The 20,508-nt window shown below is 63.0% G+C and carries 21 protein-coding genes; 13 read left to right on the top strand and 8 right to left on the bottom strand.

Annotated elements, in window-relative coordinates; genetic code table 11:
* Positions 1 to 640 precede the first annotated feature (640 nt).
* From NKI49_RS16805 to NKI49_RS16790, 4 genes are all read left to right on the top strand, one after another.
* Complete coding sequence (locus tag NKI49_RS16805; protein WP_352603013.1) at positions 641 to 1,732, top strand: hypothetical protein; 1,092 nt, start codon at positions 641 to 643, stop codon at positions 1,730 to 1,732.
* A 959-nt stretch (positions 1,733 to 2,691) separates the two neighbouring features.
* Positions 2,692 to 3,330 (top strand): DUF1326 domain-containing protein, encoded by a 639-nt coding sequence (locus tag NKI49_RS16800; protein WP_352603011.1) that lies wholly within the window; start codon positions 2,692 to 2,694, stop codon positions 3,328 to 3,330.
* A gap of 60 nt (positions 3,331 to 3,390) precedes the next feature.
* Positions 3,391 to 4,191: a DUF2182 domain-containing protein gene (locus NKI49_RS16795; RefSeq protein WP_352603009.1), complete on the top strand. Its 801-nt coding sequence runs from the start codon at positions 3,391 to 3,393 to the stop codon at positions 4,189 to 4,191.
* A gap of 261 nt (positions 4,192 to 4,452) precedes the next feature.
* A complete protein-coding gene (locus NKI49_RS16790) occupies positions 4,453 to 5,697 on the top strand; it encodes a M24 family metallopeptidase (protein ID WP_352603007.1) in 1,245 nt (414 codons plus the stop codon).
* 44 nt (positions 5,698 to 5,741) lie between these two features.
* On the opposite strand, the gene NKI49_RS16785 is transcribed toward NKI49_RS16790, so the two are convergent.
* The 8 genes from NKI49_RS16785 to NKI49_RS16750 form a co-directional block, all read right to left on the bottom strand.
* Positions 5,742 to 6,269 (bottom strand): NADPH-dependent FMN reductase, encoded by a 528-nt coding sequence (locus NKI49_RS16785; protein WP_352603005.1) that lies wholly within the window; start codon positions 6,267 to 6,269, stop codon positions 5,742 to 5,744.
* A 31-nt stretch (positions 6,270 to 6,300) separates the two neighbouring features.
* Positions 6,301 to 6,921, bottom strand: coding sequence for a pyridoxamine 5'-phosphate oxidase family protein (locus NKI49_RS16780; RefSeq protein WP_352603003.1), 621 nt, complete (start codon positions 6,919 to 6,921; stop codon positions 6,301 to 6,303).
* Between the two features lie 11 nt (positions 6,922 to 6,932).
* On the bottom strand, positions 6,933 to 7,607 hold the full coding sequence (locus NKI49_RS16775) for a septation protein A (protein ID WP_352603001.1): 675 nt from the start codon (positions 7,605 to 7,607) through the stop codon (positions 6,933 to 6,935).
* 57 nt (positions 7,608 to 7,664) lie between these two features.
* A complete protein-coding gene (ftsY, locus tag NKI49_RS16770; RefSeq protein WP_502899525.1) occupies positions 7,665 to 9,206 on the bottom strand; it encodes a signal recognition particle-docking protein FtsY in 1,542 nt (513 codons plus the stop codon).
* A gap of 389 nt (positions 9,207 to 9,595) precedes the next feature.
* Entirely contained in the window at positions 9,596 to 10,891 is a 1,296-nt protein-coding gene (gene mtaB / locus NKI49_RS16765; RefSeq protein ID WP_352602997.1) for a tRNA (N(6)-L-threonylcarbamoyladenosine(37)-C(2))-methylthiotransferase MtaB, read from the bottom strand.
* Positions 10,891 to 11,775: a diaminopimelate epimerase gene (gene dapF / locus NKI49_RS16760; RefSeq protein WP_352602995.1), complete on the bottom strand. Its 885-nt coding sequence runs from the start codon at positions 11,773 to 11,775 to the stop codon at positions 10,891 to 10,893. Before dapF ends, mtaB begins: the two co-directional genes overlap by 1 nt.
* A gap of 218 nt (positions 11,776 to 11,993) precedes the next feature.
* Complete coding sequence (locus NKI49_RS16755) at positions 11,994 to 12,155, bottom strand: DUF1328 family protein (RefSeq protein ID WP_027025692.1); 162 nt, start codon at positions 12,153 to 12,155, stop codon at positions 11,994 to 11,996.
* Positions 12,156 to 12,243: 88 nt separating this feature from the next.
* The gene (locus NKI49_RS16750; RefSeq protein WP_352602993.1) at positions 12,244 to 13,263 is read right to left on the bottom strand and encodes an MBL fold metallo-hydrolase; all 1,020 of its coding nucleotides are present in this window, start codon (positions 13,261 to 13,263) and stop codon (positions 12,244 to 12,246) included.
* A 343-nt stretch (positions 13,264 to 13,606) separates the two neighbouring features.
* Between NKI49_RS16750 and NKI49_RS16745 the strand changes: the two genes are divergently transcribed.
* The 9 genes from NKI49_RS16745 to sucD all read left to right on the top strand — a co-directional run bounded on the left by NKI49_RS16745 (position 13,607) and on the right by sucD (position 20,500).
* Positions 13,607 to 14,146 carry a protease inhibitor Inh/omp19 family protein gene (locus NKI49_RS16745; protein WP_352602991.1) on the top strand — a complete coding sequence of 180 codons (540 nt, stop codon included), beginning with the start codon at positions 13,607 to 13,609 and terminating at the stop codon, positions 14,144 to 14,146.
* Positions 14,147 to 14,235: 89 nt separating this feature from the next.
* Positions 14,236 to 15,429 carry a cell division protein ZapE gene (gene zapE, locus NKI49_RS16740; protein ID WP_352602989.1) on the top strand — a complete coding sequence of 398 codons (1,194 nt, stop codon included), beginning with the start codon at positions 14,236 to 14,238 and terminating at the stop codon, positions 15,427 to 15,429.
* Between the two features lie 345 nt (positions 15,430 to 15,774).
* Positions 15,775 to 16,743, top strand: a complete 969-nt coding sequence (gene mdh / locus NKI49_RS16735) for a malate dehydrogenase (protein ID WP_352602987.1) — start codon at positions 15,775 to 15,777, stop codon at positions 16,741 to 16,743.
* Between the two features lie 29 nt (positions 16,744 to 16,772).
* Positions 16,773 to 17,966, top strand: coding sequence for an ADP-forming succinate--CoA ligase subunit beta (gene sucC, locus NKI49_RS16730; protein WP_352602985.1), 1,194 nt, complete (start codon positions 16,773 to 16,775; stop codon positions 17,964 to 17,966).
* 4 nt (positions 17,967 to 17,970) lie between these two features.
* A complete protein-coding gene (locus NKI49_RS16725; protein WP_352602983.1) occupies positions 17,971 to 18,342 on the top strand; it encodes a cupin domain-containing protein in 372 nt (123 codons plus the stop codon).
* A gap of 2 nt (positions 18,343 to 18,344) precedes the next feature.
* On the top strand, positions 18,345 to 18,842 hold the full coding sequence (locus NKI49_RS16720; RefSeq protein ID WP_352602981.1) for a DUF1579 family protein: 498 nt from the start codon (positions 18,345 to 18,347) through the stop codon (positions 18,840 to 18,842).
* A gap of 79 nt (positions 18,843 to 18,921) precedes the next feature.
* Positions 18,922 to 19,227: a hypothetical protein gene (locus NKI49_RS16715; RefSeq protein ID WP_140492797.1), complete on the top strand. Its 306-nt coding sequence runs from the start codon at positions 18,922 to 18,924 to the stop codon at positions 19,225 to 19,227.
* The gene (locus NKI49_RS16710; protein WP_352602979.1) at positions 19,154 to 19,570 is read left to right on the top strand and encodes a PIN domain-containing protein; all 417 of its coding nucleotides are present in this window, start codon (positions 19,154 to 19,156) and stop codon (positions 19,568 to 19,570) included. The genes NKI49_RS16715 and NKI49_RS16710 overlap by 74 nt, the downstream gene beginning before the upstream one ends.
* 27 nt (positions 19,571 to 19,597) lie before the next feature.
* On the top strand, positions 19,598 to 20,500 hold the full coding sequence (gene sucD / locus NKI49_RS16705) for a succinate--CoA ligase subunit alpha (RefSeq protein WP_027025573.1): 903 nt from the start codon (positions 19,598 to 19,600) through the stop codon (positions 20,498 to 20,500).
* Positions 20,501 to 20,508 lie beyond the last annotated feature (8 nt).

Below are 20,508 nucleotides of genomic sequence, written 5' to 3'. Positions count from 1 at the left end.
ACGGGTCTATGTTCGGTATGGCGTGGCGACACACGACTGGGGCACAGTGAAGCATCAACACGTTGGCGACATCAGCGACTGCCGGAAATATGCCCTGCTTTCCGAGGATCGAGCGGCGCGCTTTCATCGCGTCATGCGCCGACCGCCTCCGGTCCGTAGCTTCCGGCGCCGCGATTTGGACGTTCACCACGGCGCATGTGGTGTTCTTCCTGCTTGTCCACTCAGACAGCCGAGCACGGTTGGCCATCGCGGCGATTGAGGCCTGTGGCCAGTGGGACGTGAGCTTCATCAAAGGCGAATATCTCGGGTCGAACCACATAGCTGTCGGATAATTGACAGCAGATTCAAACTGACGACTGGCGATTGCACATCACACAGTAGGGGGAGAAGCTCTCCCGGTACGCTGTTGCGACCATGGCTGTAGACGGGCAAAGTCCATCTTGCAGGGTTCGACATCGCAGTTGTCGCAAGTGTATTGTAGTTATACTTCGCGTCTTCACGGAATCTCACCCCAAAGGGCTCTGCTCTGTGCTATATATATTCTCGACCAAATGGGAGGGCGTTTGAAATAGAACGGAAGCTCATCCATAGGGTCGTAACAATAAGCTGAACATCCGCTAATCATGGGGGATATGGGGAAATGCTGGACGTCGCATCTGCCGAAGGTCGAGCGAACATTAAGCACGTGCTTATAGCCGTTCACGGGATACGGGATTTCGGTACCTGGCGCGACGCGCTCGCACAGGCGCTCGCGCAGCACGGAATTCAGGTAGCCGGTGTACACTATGGTTTCTTTGACCTGTTTCGATTCTTGTTCCCGCTCCCCTGGTTTCGCCGAGCAGCAATTCGCAAGGTCGAAAGAAAAGTCCTCGGAATAGTGAAAGACTTTCCTAACGCGAAATTCTCGTATCTTGCACATAGCTTCGGGAGCTATGTCGTGGCGCATATGCTGCTGAATAACCCCACTTTTCAGGCGCACCGCATAATTTTGTGCGGCAGTGTTCTAAGATATAACTTTCCAATTTCCCAACTTCGATGCAACTACGAACCGCCTGTCATCAACGAAGTTGGAACACGAGACATCTGGCCCATGATCGCATCAAAGGCGACATGGGGCTACGGTTCGGCGGGCACAACCGGCTTTGGCGTCACCAACGAGGTAGTCGACCGTTGGCACGACAAAACACATGGGGAATTCCTTACCTCCCAGTTCGCTGAAAAATATTGGGTTCCGTTTATCTTGGAGGGAGTAATCGCGCCGGGCGCCGCCAAGAAAGCGAAGCCAATGCTGGCCGCTCGGATACTCGCCGAAATTCCTGTCAAATTGTTGGTTCTGTTCGTCCTGGCTGGGTTCTTGGGCTGGTTTGGATGGACCAGACCGGACCTCAGCTGCCATGAGCGCTGGCTCGGTAGCGCCGAGTTCGACAAGTGCTTTACCGCCAGTGCTGATCTGAGTCTATTTCCAATCCAGCTCGAAGCTCGGCGCAGCTTGTTCGGCTTAGGAAGCGACGACGTGTATAAAGGGGACTGGGTTTGGACACCCAGTAAAGAATGCTGGTATACGCACTCCCGCATGCGGCGTGCGGACTATCTCAGTTTCCAAGATAAATACTCGACGATGGGCTATGATTTGGTCTCCCTCCACAAGTTCGTCTCAGCCGAGGGAACCGAGCGCTTTCAAGGGACGTGGCTCTATCGCGGTACGACGCCAAGCGGTTACGAATGCTCATAATGCTTCGGGTTACCGCGGTCACCGTCTCGAGGGTGCGCGGAAATTCACGACAGTCGGCTCAAGTTCTGCACCGTTACCGATTGCTCAATGCAGGAAGTGCGTTCGCTGCCGCATTGTGGCAAGCAGCACTGAACTGCCTGCAATTCCTCGGACGCCCGGTTCTTGCCTTGAGCAGAGGTCGCGTTCTCGCGCACTTGGGAGGGTATAGAGAGTACTGCCGTGAACCCCTTGGACGGTATAATTTGTCCCTTGCCAAGGTTGGGGTCGAGCGTTCGAATCGCCTCACCCGCTCCAAATCTTCTTTAGATTTGAAAAGCATAAAGGGGCCCAGGTAACCGGGCCCCTTTGCTGTCTGGGTCCGGGGGGCGCTGGGGGAGCATTGTGCAGCCAACCTCTCTTGCCGTGTTCGCATGGCGCCGCAAACTCTCGAAACGCTGAGCCAACTGCGCCACGATGCCTTTTCCGCCCACCGGGGACGTACGGGTGGCAGCCGCATGTTTGAGGAACGCTATGCGCAACCACAGTCTCGCGGTCATCGAGGCACTCTCTATGACCTTGTGACGGCTGGCGGACATAGTGGCAAAGTCCGCGACGCTGAAGCCGATACGTTCTCGGTCGATGGATCGCTTGAACAAAAGACCGAAGCGGATTGCGTCGCGGCCAGAAATCCCCATGAGGTCACAGACGATAAGAGGGCTACACCCAGGCTCGCGGCCAAGAACACTGCGGTAAGGCCGAACAGAAGCTTGCGCGACATTCCCAACCTCACATGCCGGTGTCGATCTGGAACAGCGTCTTTGCGCCCGGCGTGCCTGAAACTACGACAGCAAGAACCGTGCCACGCAATCGCGGGGCTGGGGTTCCGGATTCAGCGGGGGATCGGCGGGCGACGCACGAACTTCTGGAGTGCGCCCAGCCTTCGATGTATAAATGGCCCTGGATTTCGAGGAGGAAGAGCCATGAATGCAGTGCCTCAATGGCGGCTCGCAGGCGACTGGTTCGACATCTGCAGCTGCGACATCCCTTGCCCTTGCGAGTTCGCCCAGCGGCCGACCGGCAATCACTGCCAGGGCGTGCTCGCCTGGCATGTGCGCGAGGGTCAGTATGGCGACGTGAAGCTCGACGGCCTGACGCTGGTGGCGCTCGGCGAGTTCGAGGGCAATCTATGGGCCGGCGAGGCAAAGGCCGTGATGGGCATGTACCTCGACGAGAAGGCGAACGAGCGGCAGCGCGAAGCCCTGCAGGCGATCTTCGGCGGCCAGGCCGGCGGCTGGCCGGCGGGCTTTGCCGCCAATATCGGCGAGATGCGTGGCATGGAGTTCGTGCCCATCACCTTCGAGGTGGCGGGCGACCTCGCTACCTGGCGGGTCGAGATTCCTGGTCTCGTCGTCGGGCGCGCGGAAGCGCTTTCCGGTCCCACAACACCACCCGGCAAGCGGGTGCAGACGATTAACCCGCCAGGCTCGGAGGTCGGCCCAGGCCAGGTTGCCACTTGGGGGCGTTCTGTCGAGGCGAGCACCAAAGGCTTCGGGCTTGACTGGACGGGTACGGCCCGCTCAAGCAAGCACATTCCGTTCGATTGGACCGGCCCCAACTAGGGCGTGCCGATGCCTGATGCGTTGCCCAGGAAATCGTGGCGGCTCCGGAATTTGAATGGCATGCCGCTCGGCCTTCTCGCATCGCTCGTCGTGCTGACAGCGGCGGCGTGGGCGCTTACCCTCTACCAGACCTTCAGCATGGATATGCCCATGGGCATTGCGGTGCGCGGCGGGATGGAGGGTATGGAAGGCATGGCCGGCATGGCGATGGCCGGAATTGCCGCCGACGGCTGGTCACTCGCCGGCGCAGCCGTCTTTCTCGCTGTATGGACGGTGATGATGGCGGCTATGATGCTGCCGGCCGCGGCGCCCATGATCTTCATGTTCGCGGCGGCGCAAGCCAGGCGCGAACGGCACGTGGCCATCCCGACATGGGTGTTCGTCGCAGGCTACATGCTGGTCTGGTCGGCGGCGGGCCTTCTCGTGTATGTCCTGGTCCAGTTCGGCAGCGAGTTTGCGACGAGCCTCGATCCGCCTCAACGTTCGAAATGGGCGCCGCTCGCGCTCGGTGCCACGCTTGGCGTCGCCGGACTCTATCAATTCACGACCCTCAAGCACATTTGCCTCAGCCATTGCCGTTCGCCGCTCGCTTTCGTTGCGCAGCACTGGCGCGACGGGCGGGTTGGCGCGCTCAAGATGGGGCTGCACCACGGGCTCTATTGCTTTGGCTGCTGCTGGGCGCTGTTTGCCGTTCTGGTCGCGGCGGGCATCATGAGCGTCGCCTGGATGCTGCTTTTGACGCTGGTCGTTTTCGTCGAGAAGCTGATGCAGCGAAACCGCCGCTTCGAAGGTGCTTTGGGCATTGCGCTAATAGCCCTCGGAATCATTGTATCGTTCGGGGCGATCGGGATGTCTGGATGAGCCGCTAACGGCTCCCATTCTCGCCAAACCGCGCCCAAGAGGTAGCTTTAGATAAATCCGGCGCGCGGGCGCCACCTACCGAACCGTCCTGCCGCATACCGGGGGCGAGCTTTCGAAGCGCCGATGCTCGGGAGAAGCTGACGGGGGGCAATTCGAAGCCTGAAGTGATTGCCCTTGCGTCCCGCGGCGGCTCGTCATCTTGCCGCTTGATTGTCCATACCCGGAATGCTCCGTTGCCGCTTTGGACATTCGGAGAAAACCATGACGGGCTTTGTCGACCGCGAGCGCGCCACGCAGCTGATGAACCGCGCCGGCATCGAGGCGCTAATCCTGTGCGCGCCCGAGGCGTTCCATTATGCGACCGGGTCATGGATCGGGCCGGCGGGGCTGTTCCGGCGCGCGGGCGCCGGCTTTGTCGTCATCCCCGCCCGGCACGACCTGCCGATCGGGGTCGTGGTGGCGGACTTCAATGCAGCTCAATTGCGAACCGTCGCGCCCGAGGCAGTCGTGCGCGCGCACCCGATCTGGATCGAATCGGCACCGGTTGAGATGGCAAGCCCAGGGAGTCCCTTGGCGGAACGCATCGAGGCAGGCCTGGCCACGCTTGCCCGCGCGCCGGATTTCGCGCGTCCCGCCACCTTCGATCTCGCGAGTTCGGTGCGCCAGCTGCAAGCCATGCTTGCCGAATTCGGACTGGGGCGCGCAACGCTCGGCATCGACCTCGACTTCATCCCGGCCGCCGATTTTGCCGCCATGCAGGCGTTGCTGCCGGACTCTTCGATGGTCGACGGCTCGGCGGTCCTCGACAGGCTGCGCGCCATCAAGTCGCAACGCGAGATCGAGCTCCTTCAGCAAGGTATCATCTTGTCGGAAGCCGGGCTCGACCGGCTGCGGGTGGATGCCATGGCCGGCATGCGCCAGGCCGACCTCATCGCGCTCTATCGCGAAGGCGTCGCCGCGGCCGCGGCAGGGCTGTCGCATCCTGTCTCGACGGCCGAATATGTGACGCTAGGCGCCCGGGCCAAGGGTGCGGATGCAAAGGCAATGCCCGGCGATCCGCTGAAATGCGACATGGTCTGCACCGTCGGCGGCTACGCCTCCGACATGTCGCGCAACTTCACCTTCGGTCCGCCATCCGCCGACCAGGCCGACCTGCACGCCATGGCCGAGCGCGCCTTCGAGGACGGGCTGGCGGCACTTGTGCCGGGAAATTCGCTCGGCCATGTGCACCGCGTCGCCACCGAAAGCCTGGCGCGCCAAGGCCTGCGCTCCTATCGCCGCGGCCATTTCGGGCACGGCGTCGGCCAATCGGTGTTCTCCGAACAGTGGCCGTTCATCGCGGCCGGCAGCGATGTCGCGATCGAGGCCGGCATGGTGCTGGCCTTCGAGATCCCGCTCTACATGGACGGCCTCGCCAGCTTCAACCTCGAGGACCAATTCCTGATCACGCCGGACGGACCTGTCGCCATGAACCGCCTGCCGCGACGGCTGGAGACGATCGGATAGCCGGGTTCGGGCAGAGGCGACGAACAGGACGTCCTGGCGGCCGCTCAGCGGCTGGCGATGAAATCCGCGAAAGCGGACAGCGCGTCGCGCATCGCCAGCTGGTTTTCCCGCAGGACGGCTTCCACGTCCGGTGGCTTGTTGCCGAGCAGGGCGATCTCGAGCGGGACTCCGTCATAAAGCGCGAACGACATGGTGCGCATGATCTCGGCCAGGGCGGCGCGGGCAAACAGCGAGCGCGGCGAGGCATGCACCAGCATGGCCGGTTTGTCGACGGCGGCGTCGCGCGACACCAGCCAGTCGAGGGCATTCTTCAGCCCGCCCGGCACGCCATGGGCATATTCCGGGCAGGAAACGATCACGCCGTCGGCGCGGGTGACCGCGTCGATCAGCTCGGCTGGTTCGAGCGGTGTCCGTTCGCCCTCCTCGTCGGGGTTGAAGATCGGCAAGCGACCCAGCCCGTCATAGACGGTTACGCGGCAACGGGATGGCGCGTTGCGCGCCAGTGCCGCGACCAGGGCGGAATTGGTGGAGGCGGCGCGCAGGCTGCCCGAAATGGCGAGGATGTTCAGCAAGGGAAATCCGGACGAATCGTGTCCGCGAAGTTTACCACATGCTCTGCTTGTAGCTGTCGTCCAGCCAGCGGTCGGTCGCCTCGGCGGTATCGGCCAGCGCCAACTGGTCGCGCAGGATCTGGCCGAGCGTTGGCAGCGTCGCGCGGTCGTACCAGGTTTCCGGCTTCCACAGATCGGAGCGCATGAAGGCCTTGGCACAATGCATGTAGGCAGCCTTGACGGCGACCACGACGACGCTTTGCGGCTCCTTGCCATCGACAGCGAGGCGCTCGCGCAATCCGGCGTCGACGGTGATGCGGGCGTCGCCATTGACGCGCAGCGTCTCGTTCATGCCGGGAATGAGGAAGAGCAGCCCGATCGACGAGTTGAGGAGGATGTTCTCCAGCGTATCCAGCCGATTGTTGCCGGGCCGGTCGGGAATGGCGATGGTCCTGTCGTCGAGCACGGTGGCGAAGCCAGGTCTGTCGCCCTTCGGCGTCACGTCGGCATTGCCGGCGCCGTCGGACGAGCCGATCAGCACGAAGGGGCTTTTGCCGATGAACGAGCGGCAGTGGCCGTCCAGTGCCTTCAATTCCTTGCGGATCGAGCCGTCGGTCGGCCGTGGCGTCTTGTAGATCGTCCTCAGCTCGTCGCGCGTGGTGACGAATTCCATGGCCCTCTCCCCTATTTGCCGGCCTTCTCCTGCCCGCCGGCCTTGTCGTCCAGCGAATGGCGCAGGATCAGCGGCATCTGGCTGAAGGTGAACAGAAGCGTGATCGGCATGATGCCCCAGACCTTGAAGGTAACCCAGGCATCGGTGGAGAAATTCCGCCACACCACCTCATTGACGAGGGCCAGGAACAGAAAGAACAGGCCCCAGCGGAAGGTCAGCTTCCTCCAGCCTTCGGCATCGAGCCTGAAGGCGGAATCGAAGACATAGCCGAGCAGCGACTTGCCGAAGAAAAGGCCGCCGAGCAGCACACCGCCGAACAGCGTGTTGACGATGGTTGGCTTCATCTTGATGAAGATGTCATCCTGGAGATAGAGCGTCAGCGCGCCGAAGATGAAGACGACGACGCCCGACACCATCGGCATGATCGGCAAGGTGCGGATCAGCAGCCACGAGGCGATCAGCGCGATGGCGGTGGCGGCCATGAACAGGCCGGTGGCGACGAAGATCGGACCGCCGAATTCGCCGAGGGCCGGGAATTTCTGCACCAGCCATCCACCGCGCGCATTGGCGAAGAAGAACACCATCAACGGCCCGAGCTCCAGCACCAGCTTGAGCAGCGGATTGACGCCTTCCTTCTTCTCTTTCTGCGGGTCGGACGGATCGCGTTCGAGAATGGGTGGGTTCATGATCTTCCTTCTTACGCACGATCCAATCGAAGGTCTGCAACCTTCGGGATCATGCCGTTACGCAACTCCAGCGATCGCCCTGGCGAATTCGCTTGCCGAGAAAGGTTCGAGGTCGTCGACCTGTTCGCCGACGCCGATGAAATAGACCGGCAGCCTGTGCTTTGCCGCGATCGCCACCAGAATACCGCCGCGCGCCGTGCCGTCCAGCTTGGTCATAACCAGGCCGTTGACGCCAGCGACATTGCGGAAGATCTCGACCTGGTTCAGCGCGTTCTGGCCGGTCGTGGCGTCGACCGTCTGCAAAACGGTGTGCGGCGCTTCCGGATCGAGCTTGCCAAGAACACGGACGATCTTCTCAAGCTCCGCCATCAGTTCGGTTTTGTTCTGCAGGCGGCCGGCGGTGTCGATGATCAGCACGTCGGAGCCGGCCTCCTTTGCCCGTTCGAAAGCATCGTAGGCGAGGCCGGCGGCATCGGCGCCGAGCTTGGAGGCGATAACCGGCGATTTCGTCCGCTCGCCCCAGATCTTCAGCTGTTCAATGGCGGCAGCGCGAAAGGTATCGCCGGCGGCGAGCATTACCGACAGGCCGCCATCGGTGAGCTTGGCCGCCAGCTTGCCGATCGTCGTGGTCTTGCCGGTGCCATTGACGCCGACCACCAGGATGACGTGCGGCTTGTGCGAGAGATCGAGCTCCAGGGGCATGGCGACAGGGGTCAGCACCTTTTCCACCTCGGCAGCCATGATGGCGCGCACCTCCGTGTCGGAAACGTCCTTGCCGTAACGGCTGGCGGCCAGCGCGTCGGTGACGCGCAAGGCCGTCTCCATGCCGAGATCGGCGCGGATCAGCACATCCTCCAGGTCCTGCAGCGTGTCTTCATCCAGCTTGCGCTTGGTGAACACGCCGGCAATGTTGCCGGTGAGTTCGCGGGAAGAACGGGCAAGCCCCTCCTTCATGCGCTGGAACCAGGAGCGCCTCGGCGCCGGTTCTGCCGCCTTCTGGGGTGCGGCCTTCTGCTCGACCTTCTTGGTGACGGTCACCTTGCCAGGCGCGGGTTGTGGCTCGGGCAGGGGTTGTGGTTCGGGCTTTACCTCTCCCTCGACAGGAGACGTCCCGAGCGCAGCTCGGGGGTGATCGGCGTCTGCGCTATCACCCCGCCCAGCCGCTTCGCTGCGACCCTCATCGAGGGGAGGGTGAGGGGCCGGCGCGGGTTCGAGTTCGGGCGCGATCTCGGCGATGATTGGCTGTGCTTCAACCGGCGATGGCTGGCGGATGGCCGGCGCGATTTCCGCAGCCGGAGCTTCCTTGGGCGCTGACTCAGCTTTGGCAATCGCAGCGGCACTCTGCGCCGGTCGGCGCTGCCCCTCACCCTTACCCTCTCCCCGTGAAGGACGGGGAGAGGGGGGCGTCGGCGTCGAGGCCTTTTCTTCAAGGTTCGCGAGAGGCGTCGCGGCGTCGCGTTCAGCTTTCTTCTCCCCGTCACTATACGGGGAGAAGGTGCCGGCAGGCGGATGAGGGGCAGCGCCAACCTCTGAGGATGGCTGCGTGACCGGCGGCACTTCGACCGGCTCGGGCTCGGGCTCCGGAGGGGGCGCAACGATCTCCGGCTCATCCGGTGCGGGCTCCGGAACCGTAGGAACGGCAGGACTCTCTTCGACCACCGGCGCTTCGGCGGGTGTCTCGGGAGTGGGTTCCTCCAAAGGCTCTGGTGCCGGCAGAGGCTCCGGCTCGGCCGGAGCGGTCGGCTCCGCTGTGGGCGGGGTGGCCGGAGCGGGCTCGGGCTTCGGCTCCTCGGGCGCAGGATGGGGGGCGGCTTCCGCCTCGCGCTTCAGGAATTCCGGAACGGTCTGCTCGGCCGCCGGCTTCAGCGTCTCCAGCGCATCCCATTTGATCGGCGGCAGCGGGGCGGTTTCGTCGACGCGCTCCTCGACAACCTCTTTCTTGCCGAACGAAAATATCTTCTTGAAAAAACCAGCCATGCTTTGCGTTCTCAGGCGGCGCGGGCAAGGGGCGCCGCGATCAGGCGGCCGTCATCGTGACCGGTGATCTCGGCCTCGACGATTTCGCCCGGCACGCCGGCGCCGAGTGCGGTCAGGGTGAACCCTTCGGTGCGGCCAAGGCCGTCCCGCTCGATCAGGATCGACTGGCGCGTTCCGGCGAGTGACGACAGGTGCCTGCCATAGGCGGCCTCGCCGGCGGCGCGCAGTCGGGCGGCGCGCTGCTTGACCAGTTCGCGGCGGACCTGCGGCATGCGCGCGGCGGGTGTGCCTTCGCGGGGGCTGAACGGGAAGACATGGAGATGGGTCAGGCCGCACTCCCCAACGATTTTTTCCGAGTTCTCGAACATTTCGTCGGTCTCGGTCGGAAAGCCGGCGATGATGTCGGCGCCGAAGACGATGCCGGGGCGCAGCTTGCGCACATCCTCGCAGAAGCGGATCGACTGGTCGCGCAGATGCCGGCGCTTCATGCGCTTCAGGATCATGTCGTCGCCCGATTGCAGCGACAGATGCAGATGCGGCATCAGCCGTGGCTCGGTGGCGATGGCGTCGAGCAGGTCGTCGTCGGCCTCGATCGAGTCGATCGACGACAGCCGCAGGCGCCTCACGTCGGGCACTTGCTTCAGGATGGTCTTCACCAGCTTGCCGAGTTTCGGCGCGCCCGGGAGGTCGGCACCGAAGCTGGTCATGTCGACACCGGTCAGCACGATCTCGGCATAACCGTTGCCAGTGAGCCGCTTGACCTGTTCGACCACGGCGCCCATCGGCACCGAGCGAGAATTGCCACGGCCGTATGGGATGATGCAGAAGGTGCAGCGGTGGTCGCAGCCATTCTGCACCTGGACGAAGGCGCGCGCGCGGCCTTCGATGGCGTCGACCATGTGGCCGGCGGTCTCACGCACCGAAAAGATGTCGTTGACGCGCGCCTTCTCGGTGTCGTTGACGCCGAAATCCGGCAGAGCGCGGTAAGAGTTCGCCTTCAGCTTCTCCTCATTGCCGAGGACCAGATCGACTTCGTCCATTGCGGCGAAATTCTGCGGCTCGGTCTGCGCGGCGCAGCCGGTGACGATGATGCGCGCCCGCGGGTTGTCGCGGCGCGCCTTGCGGATCGCTTGCTTGGCCTGGCGCACGGCCTCGCCGGTGACGGCGCAGGTGTTGAAGATCACCGCGCCGCCATCAAGCGCGCCGAGGCCGGCGGTTTCGGCCTCGCGCCGCATCACCTCGGATTCGTAGGTATTCAGCCGGCAGCCGAAGGTCACGATGTCGACACCCTTGGACAGAGCCGACATCAGGCCGCGCTTTCGGTATCGCGAGCCCATGCCCCGGTCGATGGGTCGAAGCTGCCGGAAAACTCCCATTCGGCGGCACCGGTGAGGATGACGTGATCGTCCTCGCGCCATTCGACATGCAACGTGCCGCCGCCGGGGGTCAGCAGGCTGACGCCGCGGCCGGTCCGCTTGGTACGGGCGGCAGCAACCACGGCGGCGCAGGAGGCTGTGCCGCAGGCCTTGGTCAGGCCGGCGCCGCGCTCCCAGGTGCGGATGACCATGGTTTCGGGCGACGTGACCTGGGCAATGGTGATGTTGGCGCGTTCGGGGAAGATCGGGTGGTTCTCGAGCAGCGGGCCGAAGCGGTCGAGCTCATAGGACCAGACGTCGCGGTCGACCCAGAAGATGGCGTGCGGATTGCCCATCGAGACGACCGATGGCGAATGCAGTACCGGCGCGTCGATCGGACCGATCTGCAACTCGATCATGCGGGTGTCGCGAAACTCCTCGGCCAGCGGGATGTCCTGCCAGCCGAAGCGCGGCGTGCCCATGTCGACCGAGATCGACCCGTCGACATGCTCGCGCGCGTTGAGGATGCCGGCCACGGTCTCGAAGGTGAAGGTCTTCTGGCCGGTTTCGGCGGCGAGCGCCTGGACGACGCAGCGCATGCCGTTGCCGCAGGCCTGCGCACCGGAACCGTCGGAATTCAATATATCGATGAAAAAGGCGGTGCCCGGCGTCTTCGCGTCATGGATCGCCATGATCTGGTCGAAGCGGGTCGCGGCATCGGCGTTCAGCGCAATGGCCGCCGCCGCCGTCACCCGATCGGCACGGCTGCGCATATCGGCGACGATGATCTCGTTGCCGATGCCGTTCATCTTGGCGAAAGGGGCCGTGCTTGCCATTGCTCCGCGAATTCCGTGTCCGTTTGGCGCTATATGGCGGAAACGGGCAGGAATTACCAGTGCGCAGCCGCCTTGGAGAGGGCTTCGAAATTCACTCCGGCTAGCCATATGGTGGTGGTTTCCAAAACCGGAGCGCAGCGGACGTTCGATCGGTGGGCATCAGAGGCGCTGGAGACGCCTCCAGATGGTCGAAGTGCAGATTTTCCAAACGGTCTCTCTCAGGTCACCGCGAAGACCCCAAGCACCACCAGCAGGAAGATGATCAGGACGATGCCGATGAGAATGCGCGCGCCAGTGGCGGCGGCTCCGGCCAGCGCCGGCATGCCAAGCAGGCTCGCCGCGGCGGCGATGATAAGAAGAATGACGATCCATCTGATCATTGGAATGCCTCGCAATCGACAGATTCGAAATCGTATGACAAACGCGGCTGTCGCGCTTTCGGTTCCGTTGACCGCGGGCCGATTCAATTCAGGATGTCGCCGTTTCCGGCACGTCCCAGACTTCTCCCGGCCGCAAGGCGCGAAAGTGCTCTCGCGGGATGCCTTGCCCGTCAAGCGCCTCGGCCAATTTGCGGACCGGCTCGTCGAACGGTTCGTCGGTGAGCTGGAAGGTGCCCCAGTGGCAGCCGGCGGCATGGGCAGCATTGCACAGCCTCATGCCTTCCACGGCCTCTTGCGGGTTCTGGTGCTGCGGCGCCATGAACCAGCGCGGCTCGTAGGCACCAATCGGCAGGATGGCGAAGCGGAAGCCGCCGTGCTTTTCGGCCATCAGTCGATAGTTGATGCCATCGTGGAAACCCGTATCGCCGGCGAAATAGATATTGCCGGCCGGCGTGCCGATGACGAATCCGGCCCACAAGGCCATGCGCCGGTCGCGGGCGCCGCGCGCCGACCAATGATGCGCCGGCTCGACATGGACGAAAACGCCGTTGCCGAGCTCGACCCTGTCGCCCCAGTCATGCGCCGACAGCCGCATGCCGGGCACGGCGGCATCGATGATGGTGTCGTTGCCGAACGGTGTGATCACCAGCGGATCGTGGCCGGCCTTCAGCTGCTTGAGCGTGGCGAGGTCGAGATGGTCGTAGTGGTTGTGGCTGACCAATACGAGATCGATCGGTGGCAGATCGGCGAAGGCGATACCTGGCGGAGCGACACGTTTTGGTCCGGCGAAGGAAAACGGCGACGTGCGCAGCGACCATACCGGATCGGTGAGGAAGTTCAGGCCGGCCGTCTGGATCAGCAAGGTGGAATGGCCGACCATGGTCACCTTCAGGTCGGAACCGTCGACCCGCCTGGCCGGCTTTGCCTGCGGCAAGGGGCTCGGGTCGGTGACCGGCCACTTCGAGCGTTGGCCGCTCAACTGCCATTTCAGCAGGTCGGAAAAACGCCCTGGTATCTGGCCATCGGGGTTGAAGAACAGGTTGCCGTCGAAATGATCGCTCGGCGGGCCGCTGTAATAGCGATTGGCGGCTTTCTTTCTGGCTGCCAATTTCAAGCTCCGGCGGGTTGCGTTTGCTAGACATAAGCCGTGTTCTTGCTGGCGCAAGCGTTTGCCGGCGCGGATCCCGATGCGGCAGAGGCAGCCGCGCTGGCTCACCACCACATCGTGCTGGCCGGAGCGATCGACAAGCCGCAAGGGCTATGTCGTCGGATCCGGCGAATATGTGTTCGTGCCCAGCGCTGCTGGTGCGGTGAGTGCGATAAATTTGCAACATTCTTGCCGCAAACCCTATTTTAACCATATCAGGTTGAAATTTCGCCACCTTCTCCATCTTGGTGGAGGTGATATTGCGCGGACGGCTTCCCCCCAGCCGGATCCGACGGAGGTTGGTATGACTTTTTCGAAAAGCGGCCTGGTGGCCGTATCGCTGGCGGCGCTCGTTGCAAGCGGCTGCTCGACCTCACGATTCTCGTCGATGGACGACCAGCAGCCGGCACCGCTAGAGGCCGCGCCCGCCGGCAAGGTGACCGCGAATCAGCTGCCGCCGCCAGCTTCGCCCGGCACCACCGACCCATCGCAGTTCCCGACCGCACCGGCGAATACCCAGGTAGCGTCATTGCCGCCGGACGGTTCGGCGCCCGCCGGAGCCTCGGATCTCAACGCCGCCAGTGTCGCCGGTGTCTGGAACGCCAGTGTTTCGGGCCAGAGCTGCAAGGTGGCGACACCGCAGACCAAATTCGGCGCCGGCTTCCGCGCTGGGCCGCTGCATTGCCCGCCGCCGATCGACGGCATCAAGTCGTGGAACGTCGCTGGCAAGCAGCTGACGCTCTATGACGAGAATGGCGGTTCGCTGGCGCGGCTTTATTCCTCGGGCGGCTCGAAGTTCGACGGCCAGACTTCCAACGGTCAGCCGATTTCGCTTACAAGATAGACCGACCTTCCTCTTGTTTGTTTTTGCAAAATTCCGGACGGAAAACCGCTACACACTTTTCCTGGAATTGCTCCAGAACGACGTGACCGATGCATCTGCGTGACGGCCTCCAGACCCATGCGACCGTCAGGCAGCGCTACGACCATCTGGTGGAAGGCGCCGCCATCGAACGCGATCCGGCACAGGAACGGATCGCGGCCGCGCTCGACCGGCTGATCGACGAGATCTCGGCCAAGCGGCTGGCGCATAAGTCCAGCGCGCTTGGCTGGCTGTTCGCCCGCAAGCGCGAGACGCATGAAGCCGTCAAGGGTCTCTATATCCACGGCGGCGTCGGCCGCGGCAAGACCATGCTGATGGACATGTTCTTCGAGCTGGTGCCGGTCAGGCGCAAGCGCCGCGTCCATTTCAACGATTTCATGGCCGAGGTGCAGGACCGTATCCAGAAGCACCGGCAGGCGCGCAAGGATGGCACGGTCAAGGCGGACGATCCGATCCCGCCGGTAGCCAAGGCGCTGGCCGAGCAGGCTTGGGTGCTGTGCTTCGACGAATTCTCGGTCACCGACATTGCCGATGCGATGATCCTGTCCAGGCTGTTCTCAGCGCTGTTCGCCAGCGGCGTGGTGCTGGTCGCCACCTCGAACGTGGCGCCGGAAAATCTCTATCGAGACGGGCTCAACCGCCAGCTCTTCCTGCCGTTCATCGCCATACTGGAACGGCACGCGCATGTGCTGTCGCTCGACGCCGACAAGGATTACCGGCTGGAAAAGCTTGCCCGCATGCCGGTCTATGTCACACCGGCCGACGCCGCGGCGGACCAGGCGCTCGACCAGGCCTGGCAAACGATGACGCGAGGCGCGCCGACGGTCGGGACGTCGCTGACCCTCAAGGGGCGGCAGGTCGCCGTGCCGGCTGCTGCCGGCGAAGCGGCGCGATTTTCCTTCGCCGATCTGTGCGAAAAGCCGCTCGGCGCGCGAGACTATCTGGCGATTGCCGGGCGCTTTTCGACCGTTTTCATCGACCATGTGCCGGTGCTGGGCGAAGGCAAGCGCAACGAGGCCAAGCGCTTCATCCTTTTGATCGACACGCTCTACGATCATCATGCGCGGCTGGTGATGAGCGCCGAGGCGGCGCCGCAGGCCCTTTACGCGGCCAAGCGGGGCGTCGAGGTCTTCGAGTTCGAACGCACGGCGTCGCGACTCGTTGAGATGCAGAGCCGCGACTGGCTGGAAGACTGGGCGGAGCGGCGGATGGCCAGGGCCGATGCGCAGCAGGCACAGGCCTGAAGACAGGTCAGCCTCGGCGCGTTCGATCTGCCTGGCAGCCGAAGAATTTCCCGGCAACCGGCATCACAAGGGCGTCATCGCCGCAAAGAGCCTTCTTATCTCCATCCTGGTTGTGTAAGTTCTCTTCAGTCGGCTCACAAACTTTGACGTTTACGTAAGTCCAAATGCCTCTAACCGATTGAAAATGCTCACCCCAAAATAATCGTTTGAATTTACTTTGCGCTGGAGCTATTGGGTGCGGCGAAATCTCACGGTCTCCCGCAGCATTCCGGCCTCTTCCTCGGCCCCGTCATCAAGTCGTCAAAGATTTGGGCGCAGTCACAGACAAAGGGAAAACATCCTCACATGGCACGCAACAAGATAGCGCTTATCGGCTCGGGCATGATCGGCGGCACGCTAGCCCACATGATCGGGCTCAAGGACCTCGGCGACGTGGTGCTGTTCGATATTGCCGAGGGTATTCCGCAAGGCAAGGGGCTTGATATCGCGCAGTCGTCGCCGGTCGATGGTTTCGATTCCCGGCTGACCGGCGTCAATGACTATGCCGGCATCGAGGGTGCGGACGTCTGCATCGTCACCGCCGGCGTGCCGCGCAAGCCGGGCATGAGCCGCGACGACCTTCTGGGCATCAACTTGAAGGTCATGGAACAGGTCGGTGCCGGCCTGAAGAAGTATGCGCCGAAGGCCTTCGTCATCTGCATCACCAATCCGCTCGACGCCATGGTCTGGGCGCTGCAGAAGTTTTCCGGGCTGCCCAACAGCCATGTCGTCGGCATGGCCGGCGTGCTCGACAGCGCGCGCTTCCGCTATTTCCTGGCCGAGGAGTTCAAGGTCTCGGTCGAGGACGTTACTGCTTTCGTGCTCGGCGGCCATGGCGATTCGATGGTGCCGATGATCCGCTATTCCACGGTATCGGGCATTCCGCTGCCCGACCTCGTGAAGATGGGCTGGACCTCGAAGGAAAAGCTCGACCAAATCGTGCAGCGCACCCGCGACGGCGGCGCCGAGATCGTCGGCCTGCTCAAGACCGGCTCGGCCTACTATGCGCCTGCGGCCTCGGCCATCTCGATGGCGGAAGCCTATCTCAAGGACAAGAAGCGCGTGCTGCCCTGCGCCGCGCACCTCTCCGGCCAATATGGCGTCAAGAACACCTATGTTGGCGTTCCCGTGGTGATCGGCGCCGGCGGCGTCGAGCGCATCATCGAGATCGAGCTCAACAAGAGCGAACAGAAGATGTTCGACTCCTCGGTGGCGACGGTGCAGGGCCTGACCGAGGCCTGCGTCAAGATCGCGCCGCAGCTCGCCTCGAAGTAAACCCAGCAGCCGATCTGGAGACGATCCATATGAATATCCATGAGTATCAAGGCAAGGCGCTGCTGAAGGGTTTTGGCGCACCGGTGGCCGAAGGCGTGCCGGTGTTCAAGGCGAGCGAGGCGGAAGCCGCCGCCAAGGCGCTGCCGGGTCCGCTCTATGTGGTGAAGAGCCAGATCCATGCCGGCGGCCGCGGCAAGGGCAAATTCACTGAACTTGGCCCGGACGCCAAGGGCGGCGTGCGGCTGGCGAAGTCGGTGGCGGAAGTCGTTGCCAACGCCAACGAAATGCTCGGCAACACGCTGGTCACCAAACAGACCGGCCCGGCCGGCAAACAGGTCAACCGCCTCTACATCGAGGACGGCGCCGATATCGAGCGTGAGCTGTATCTATCGATCCTGGTCGACCGTTCGGTCGGCCGCGTCGCCTTCGTCGTTTCGACCGAAGGTGGCATGGACATCGAGGCGGTCGCGCATGACACGCCGGAAAAGATCATCACCGTCGCCATCGATCCGGAAAAGGGCGTCACATCTGCTGACCTGAAGGCGCTCAACGGCGCGCTGAAGCTCGACGGCGACGCGGCCAAGGATGGCGATACGCTGTTCCCGATCCTCTACAAGGCCTTTGTCGAGAAGGACATGAGCCTGCTCGAGGTCAATCCGCTGATCGTCATGAAGAACGGCCGGCTGCGCGTGCTCGACGCAAAAGTGTCGTTCGACAACAACGCGCTGTTCCGCCATCCCGATGTGCTCGAACTGCGCGACACCACCGAAGAGGACGAGAAGGAGATCGAGGCGTCGAAATACGACCTCGCCTATGTCGCGCTCGACGGCAATATCGGTTGCATGGTCAACGGCGCCGGCCTCGCCATGGCGACGATGGACATCATCAAACTCTACGGTGCCGAGCCGGCTAACTTCCTCGATGTCGGCGGCGGCGCATCGAAGGAGAAGGTGACGGCGGCGTTCAAGATCATCACCAAGGATCCGGCGGTCAAGGGCATCCTGATCAACATCTTCGGCGGCATCATGAAGTGCGACATCATCGCCGAGGGCGTCATCGCCGCGGTCAAGGAAGTCGGCCTGAAAGTGCCGCTGGTGGTGCGCCTGGAAGGCACCAATGCCGAACTCGGCAAGAAGATCATCAACGATAGCGGCCTGAACGTGGTTTCGGCCGACGATCTCGACGACGCAGCCAAGAAGATCGTGGCGGCGGTGAAGGGCTGAGCGGATGCCTCCGCGCAAGATAAACCTGGTCGAGGCCGCGGACGCGAAGATCACAAAGGTCTTTGATCCGCACATTGCCGGCGACGTGAACGACAGCCAGGCGAAAGTCGCCAAGTTCGGCGAGGTCTTCGACTGGCACGCGCATGAGAACGAGGATGAAGCCTTTCTCGTGCTGCGCGGGCGCATTGCCATCGATTTCCGTGACGGTCCGGTCGAACTCGGCGAGGGCGACTTCATCGTCGTGCCGCGCGGCGTCGAGCATCGGCCGCGCTCGCTGACCGCCGAGCCTGTGGTGCTGATGTTCGAGCCGGCGACGACGCTCAACACCGGCAACGCCAAGAGCGACCTCACCGTCGCCGATCTGAAGCGGCTCTGACCATGAACGCGGCTTCCTTCTCCTCGCTCTCAGCCGATCACCAGCGCCTGCAGGCGCTGGTCGGCGCGTGGCGCGGCGAGGAAGAGGTGGCGGACACGCAATGGGCCGATGGCGGCACAGCGACGTCGGAAGTACTGGCAGAGGCACAGTTCGGCGGTCTGTTCGTGGTGCAGCGCTACCGCCAGCGCCGCGACGGCACGATTTCCTTCGGCGCGCACAGCGTGTTCGGCTTCGACCAGCAAAACAGCGTCGTCACCATGTATCAGTTCGATTCGATGGGCTTTGTACCGGCGTCGCCGGCCGCGGGCTCATGGAACGGGAGCGAGTTGGTTCTGGAGCGGTCCTCGCCGCGCGGCTCGGCGCGCGTGACGTATGTTTTCGACGATGCCGATGCCTATCGCATGCGGCTGCAATTCAAATCCGCCGGCAGCGACATTTGGCAAGGCATGGTGAGCGGCGTCTACAAGCGCATCTCGCCTTCCTCGGGGAAGGCTGATTGATGGAGATCGTGGGCAAGGTGGTTGAAGGAATACACATAATCACACATATAATGGCTGTGTATTTATGTGGAGACGAGCGATGAAGAACGTCACCCTGGCCATGGACGAGGCTCTGCTCGAAAAGGCGCGAGGCCTTGCCGGACGTCGCAAGACCACGCTCAACGCCCTTATTCGTTCGCTGCTTGCGCATGAGGTCGAGCAGGAAGACCGGATTGCTTGGGCCAAGGCGGGAATGAAGCGCCTCATGGACGAGGCCGCGAAACGGAGCGACAGCGCCGACACCCCTTACAAGTGGGATCGAAGGGACGCCTATGCCGACCGGGAAGATCGACTGCTTTCTCGACACGAACGTCCTGATCTACGCGGCTTCGGAGAAGAATCGTGACCCACGGCGCGCGCCAATCGCCGAAGAACTGGTATCGAGCACCGTCTTTGGCGTGTCGGGGCAAACTTTGGCCGAATTCGCAGCAGTGTCGCGAGCGAAATCCCTTCTGGGCGATGATCTGCTCGACCAGTGGCTGGTTCTCCTCGGGACCTGTCCTTTGGTGCCCGTCGATGAAAGCTATGTCCGCTCTGGGCTGGACCTCGCGCGCCGTTACGGAATTCACTACTACGACGCCGCGCTTCTCGCCGCGGCCGGGTATCTCGGCGCGCCGATTTTCTACACCGAGGACCTTAACCACAACCAGGTTTATGGCTCAGTACGAGCCGTCAATCCTTTCTTGTAATCGCTGAATTCAGAGGCGTTATCATCCATGTCCATTCTCGTCGACAAGAACACCAAGGTGCTGGTGCAGGGCCTGACCGGCAAGACCGGCACGTTCCACACCGAGCAGGCGCTGGCCTATCATGGCACCAAGATGATCGGCGGCATCCATCCCAAGAAGGGGGGCGAGACCTGGACCGGCTCGAAGGGCGAAAGCTTGCCGATCTTCGCCACCGTCGCCGAAGGCAAGGAGAAGACCGGCGCCAACGCATCCGTCGTCTATGTGCCGCCGGCGGGTGCGGCCGAAGCCATCCTGGAAGCGATCGAGGCCGAGATCCCGCTGATCATCTGCATCACTGAAGGCATCCCGGTGATGGACATGATCAAGGTCAAGGCGCGGCTCGACCGCTCGGCTTCGCGGCTTATCGGCCCGAACTGCCCCGGCGTGCTCACCCCCAACGAATGCAAGATCGGCATCATGCCGGGAAACATCTTCCGCAAGGGCTCGGTCGGCGTTGTTTCGCGCTCGGGAACGCTTACCTATGAGGCAGTGTTCCAGACCACCAATGTCGGCCTCGGCCAGACGACCGCCGTCGGCATTGGCGGCGATCCCGTCAAGGGCACCGAGTTCATCGACGTGCTCGAGATGTTCCTCGCCGATGACGAGACCAAGTCGATCATCATGATCGGCGAGATCGGCGGTTCGGCCGAGGAAGACGCCGCGCAGTTCCTCAAGGATGAAGCCAAGCGTGGCCGAAGCAAGCCGATGGCCGGCTTCATCGCTGGACGCACGGCGCCGGCCGGCCGCACCATGGGCCACGCGGGCGCGGTCATCTCCGGCGGCAAGGGCGGCGCCGAGGACAAGATCGCGGCAATGGAATCGGCCGGGATAAAAGTTTCGCCCTCGCCGGCGCGGCTGGGTACGACGCTGGTCGAGGCGATCAAGGGTTAAGGGAGTAG

It is taken from the genome of Mesorhizobium sp. M0587, assembly GCF_040320945.1.
Classification (GTDB): domain Bacteria; phylum Pseudomonadota; class Alphaproteobacteria; order Rhizobiales; family Rhizobiaceae; genus Mesorhizobium.
The sequence above is the reverse complement of the archived record's forward strand: the minus strand, read 5'-3'. Positions and strand labels throughout refer to the sequence as shown.

What these genes read in the sequence shown, in the direction of transcription:
- NKI49_RS16715 (WP_140492797.1), top strand. Translation starts at nt 18,922, where the DNA reads ATGAAGAACGTCACCCTGGCCATGGACGAGGCTCTGCTCGAAAAGGCG.
- NKI49_RS16725 (WP_352602983.1), top strand. Translation starts at nt 17,971, where the DNA reads ATGCCTCCGCGCAAGATAAACCTGGTCGAGGCCGCGGACGCGAAGATC.
- NKI49_RS16755 (WP_027025692.1), bottom strand. Translation starts at nt 12,155, where the DNA reads ATGATCAGATGGATCGTCATTCTTCTTATCATCGCCGCCGCGGCGAGC.
- dapF (WP_352602995.1), bottom strand. Translation starts at nt 11,775, where the DNA reads ATGGCAAGCACGGCCCCTTTCGCCAAGATGAACGGCATCGGCAACGAG.
- mtaB (WP_352602997.1), bottom strand. Translation starts at nt 10,891, where the DNA reads ATGTCGGCTCTGTCCAAGGGTGTCGACATCGTGACCTTCGGCTGCCGG.
- NKI49_RS16710 (WP_352602979.1), top strand. Translation starts at nt 19,154, where the DNA reads ATGCCGACCGGGAAGATCGACTGCTTTCTCGACACGAACGTCCTGATC.
- NKI49_RS16775 (WP_352603001.1), bottom strand. Translation starts at nt 7,607, where the DNA reads ATGAACCCACCCATTCTCGAACGCGATCCGTCCGACCCGCAGAAAGAG.
- sucD (WP_027025573.1), top strand. Translation starts at nt 19,598, where the DNA reads ATGTCCATTCTCGTCGACAAGAACACCAAGGTGCTGGTGCAGGGCCTG.
- NKI49_RS16790 (WP_352603007.1), top strand. Translation starts at nt 4,453, where the DNA reads ATGACGGGCTTTGTCGACCGCGAGCGCGCCACGCAGCTGATGAACCGC.
- mdh (WP_352602987.1), top strand. Translation starts at nt 15,775, where the DNA reads ATGGCACGCAACAAGATAGCGCTTATCGGCTCGGGCATGATCGGCGGC.
- NKI49_RS16805 (WP_352603013.1), top strand. Translation starts at nt 641, where the DNA reads ATGCTGGACGTCGCATCTGCCGAAGGTCGAGCGAACATTAAGCACGTG.
- sucC (WP_352602985.1), top strand. Translation starts at nt 16,773, where the DNA reads ATGAATATCCATGAGTATCAAGGCAAGGCGCTGCTGAAGGGTTTTGGC.
- NKI49_RS16720 (WP_352602981.1), top strand. Translation starts at nt 18,345, where the DNA reads ATGAACGCGGCTTCCTTCTCCTCGCTCTCAGCCGATCACCAGCGCCTG.
- NKI49_RS16795 (WP_352603009.1), top strand. Translation starts at nt 3,391, where the DNA reads ATGCCGCTCGGCCTTCTCGCATCGCTCGTCGTGCTGACAGCGGCGGCG.
- NKI49_RS16745 (WP_352602991.1), top strand. Translation starts at nt 13,607, where the DNA reads ATGACTTTTTCGAAAAGCGGCCTGGTGGCCGTATCGCTGGCGGCGCTC.
- zapE (WP_352602989.1), top strand. Translation starts at nt 14,236, where the DNA reads ATGCATCTGCGTGACGGCCTCCAGACCCATGCGACCGTCAGGCAGCGC.
- NKI49_RS16780 (WP_352603003.1), bottom strand. Translation starts at nt 6,921, where the DNA reads ATGGAATTCGTCACCACGCGCGACGAGCTGAGGACGATCTACAAGACG.
- NKI49_RS16800 (WP_352603011.1), top strand. Translation starts at nt 2,692, where the DNA reads ATGAATGCAGTGCCTCAATGGCGGCTCGCAGGCGACTGGTTCGACATC.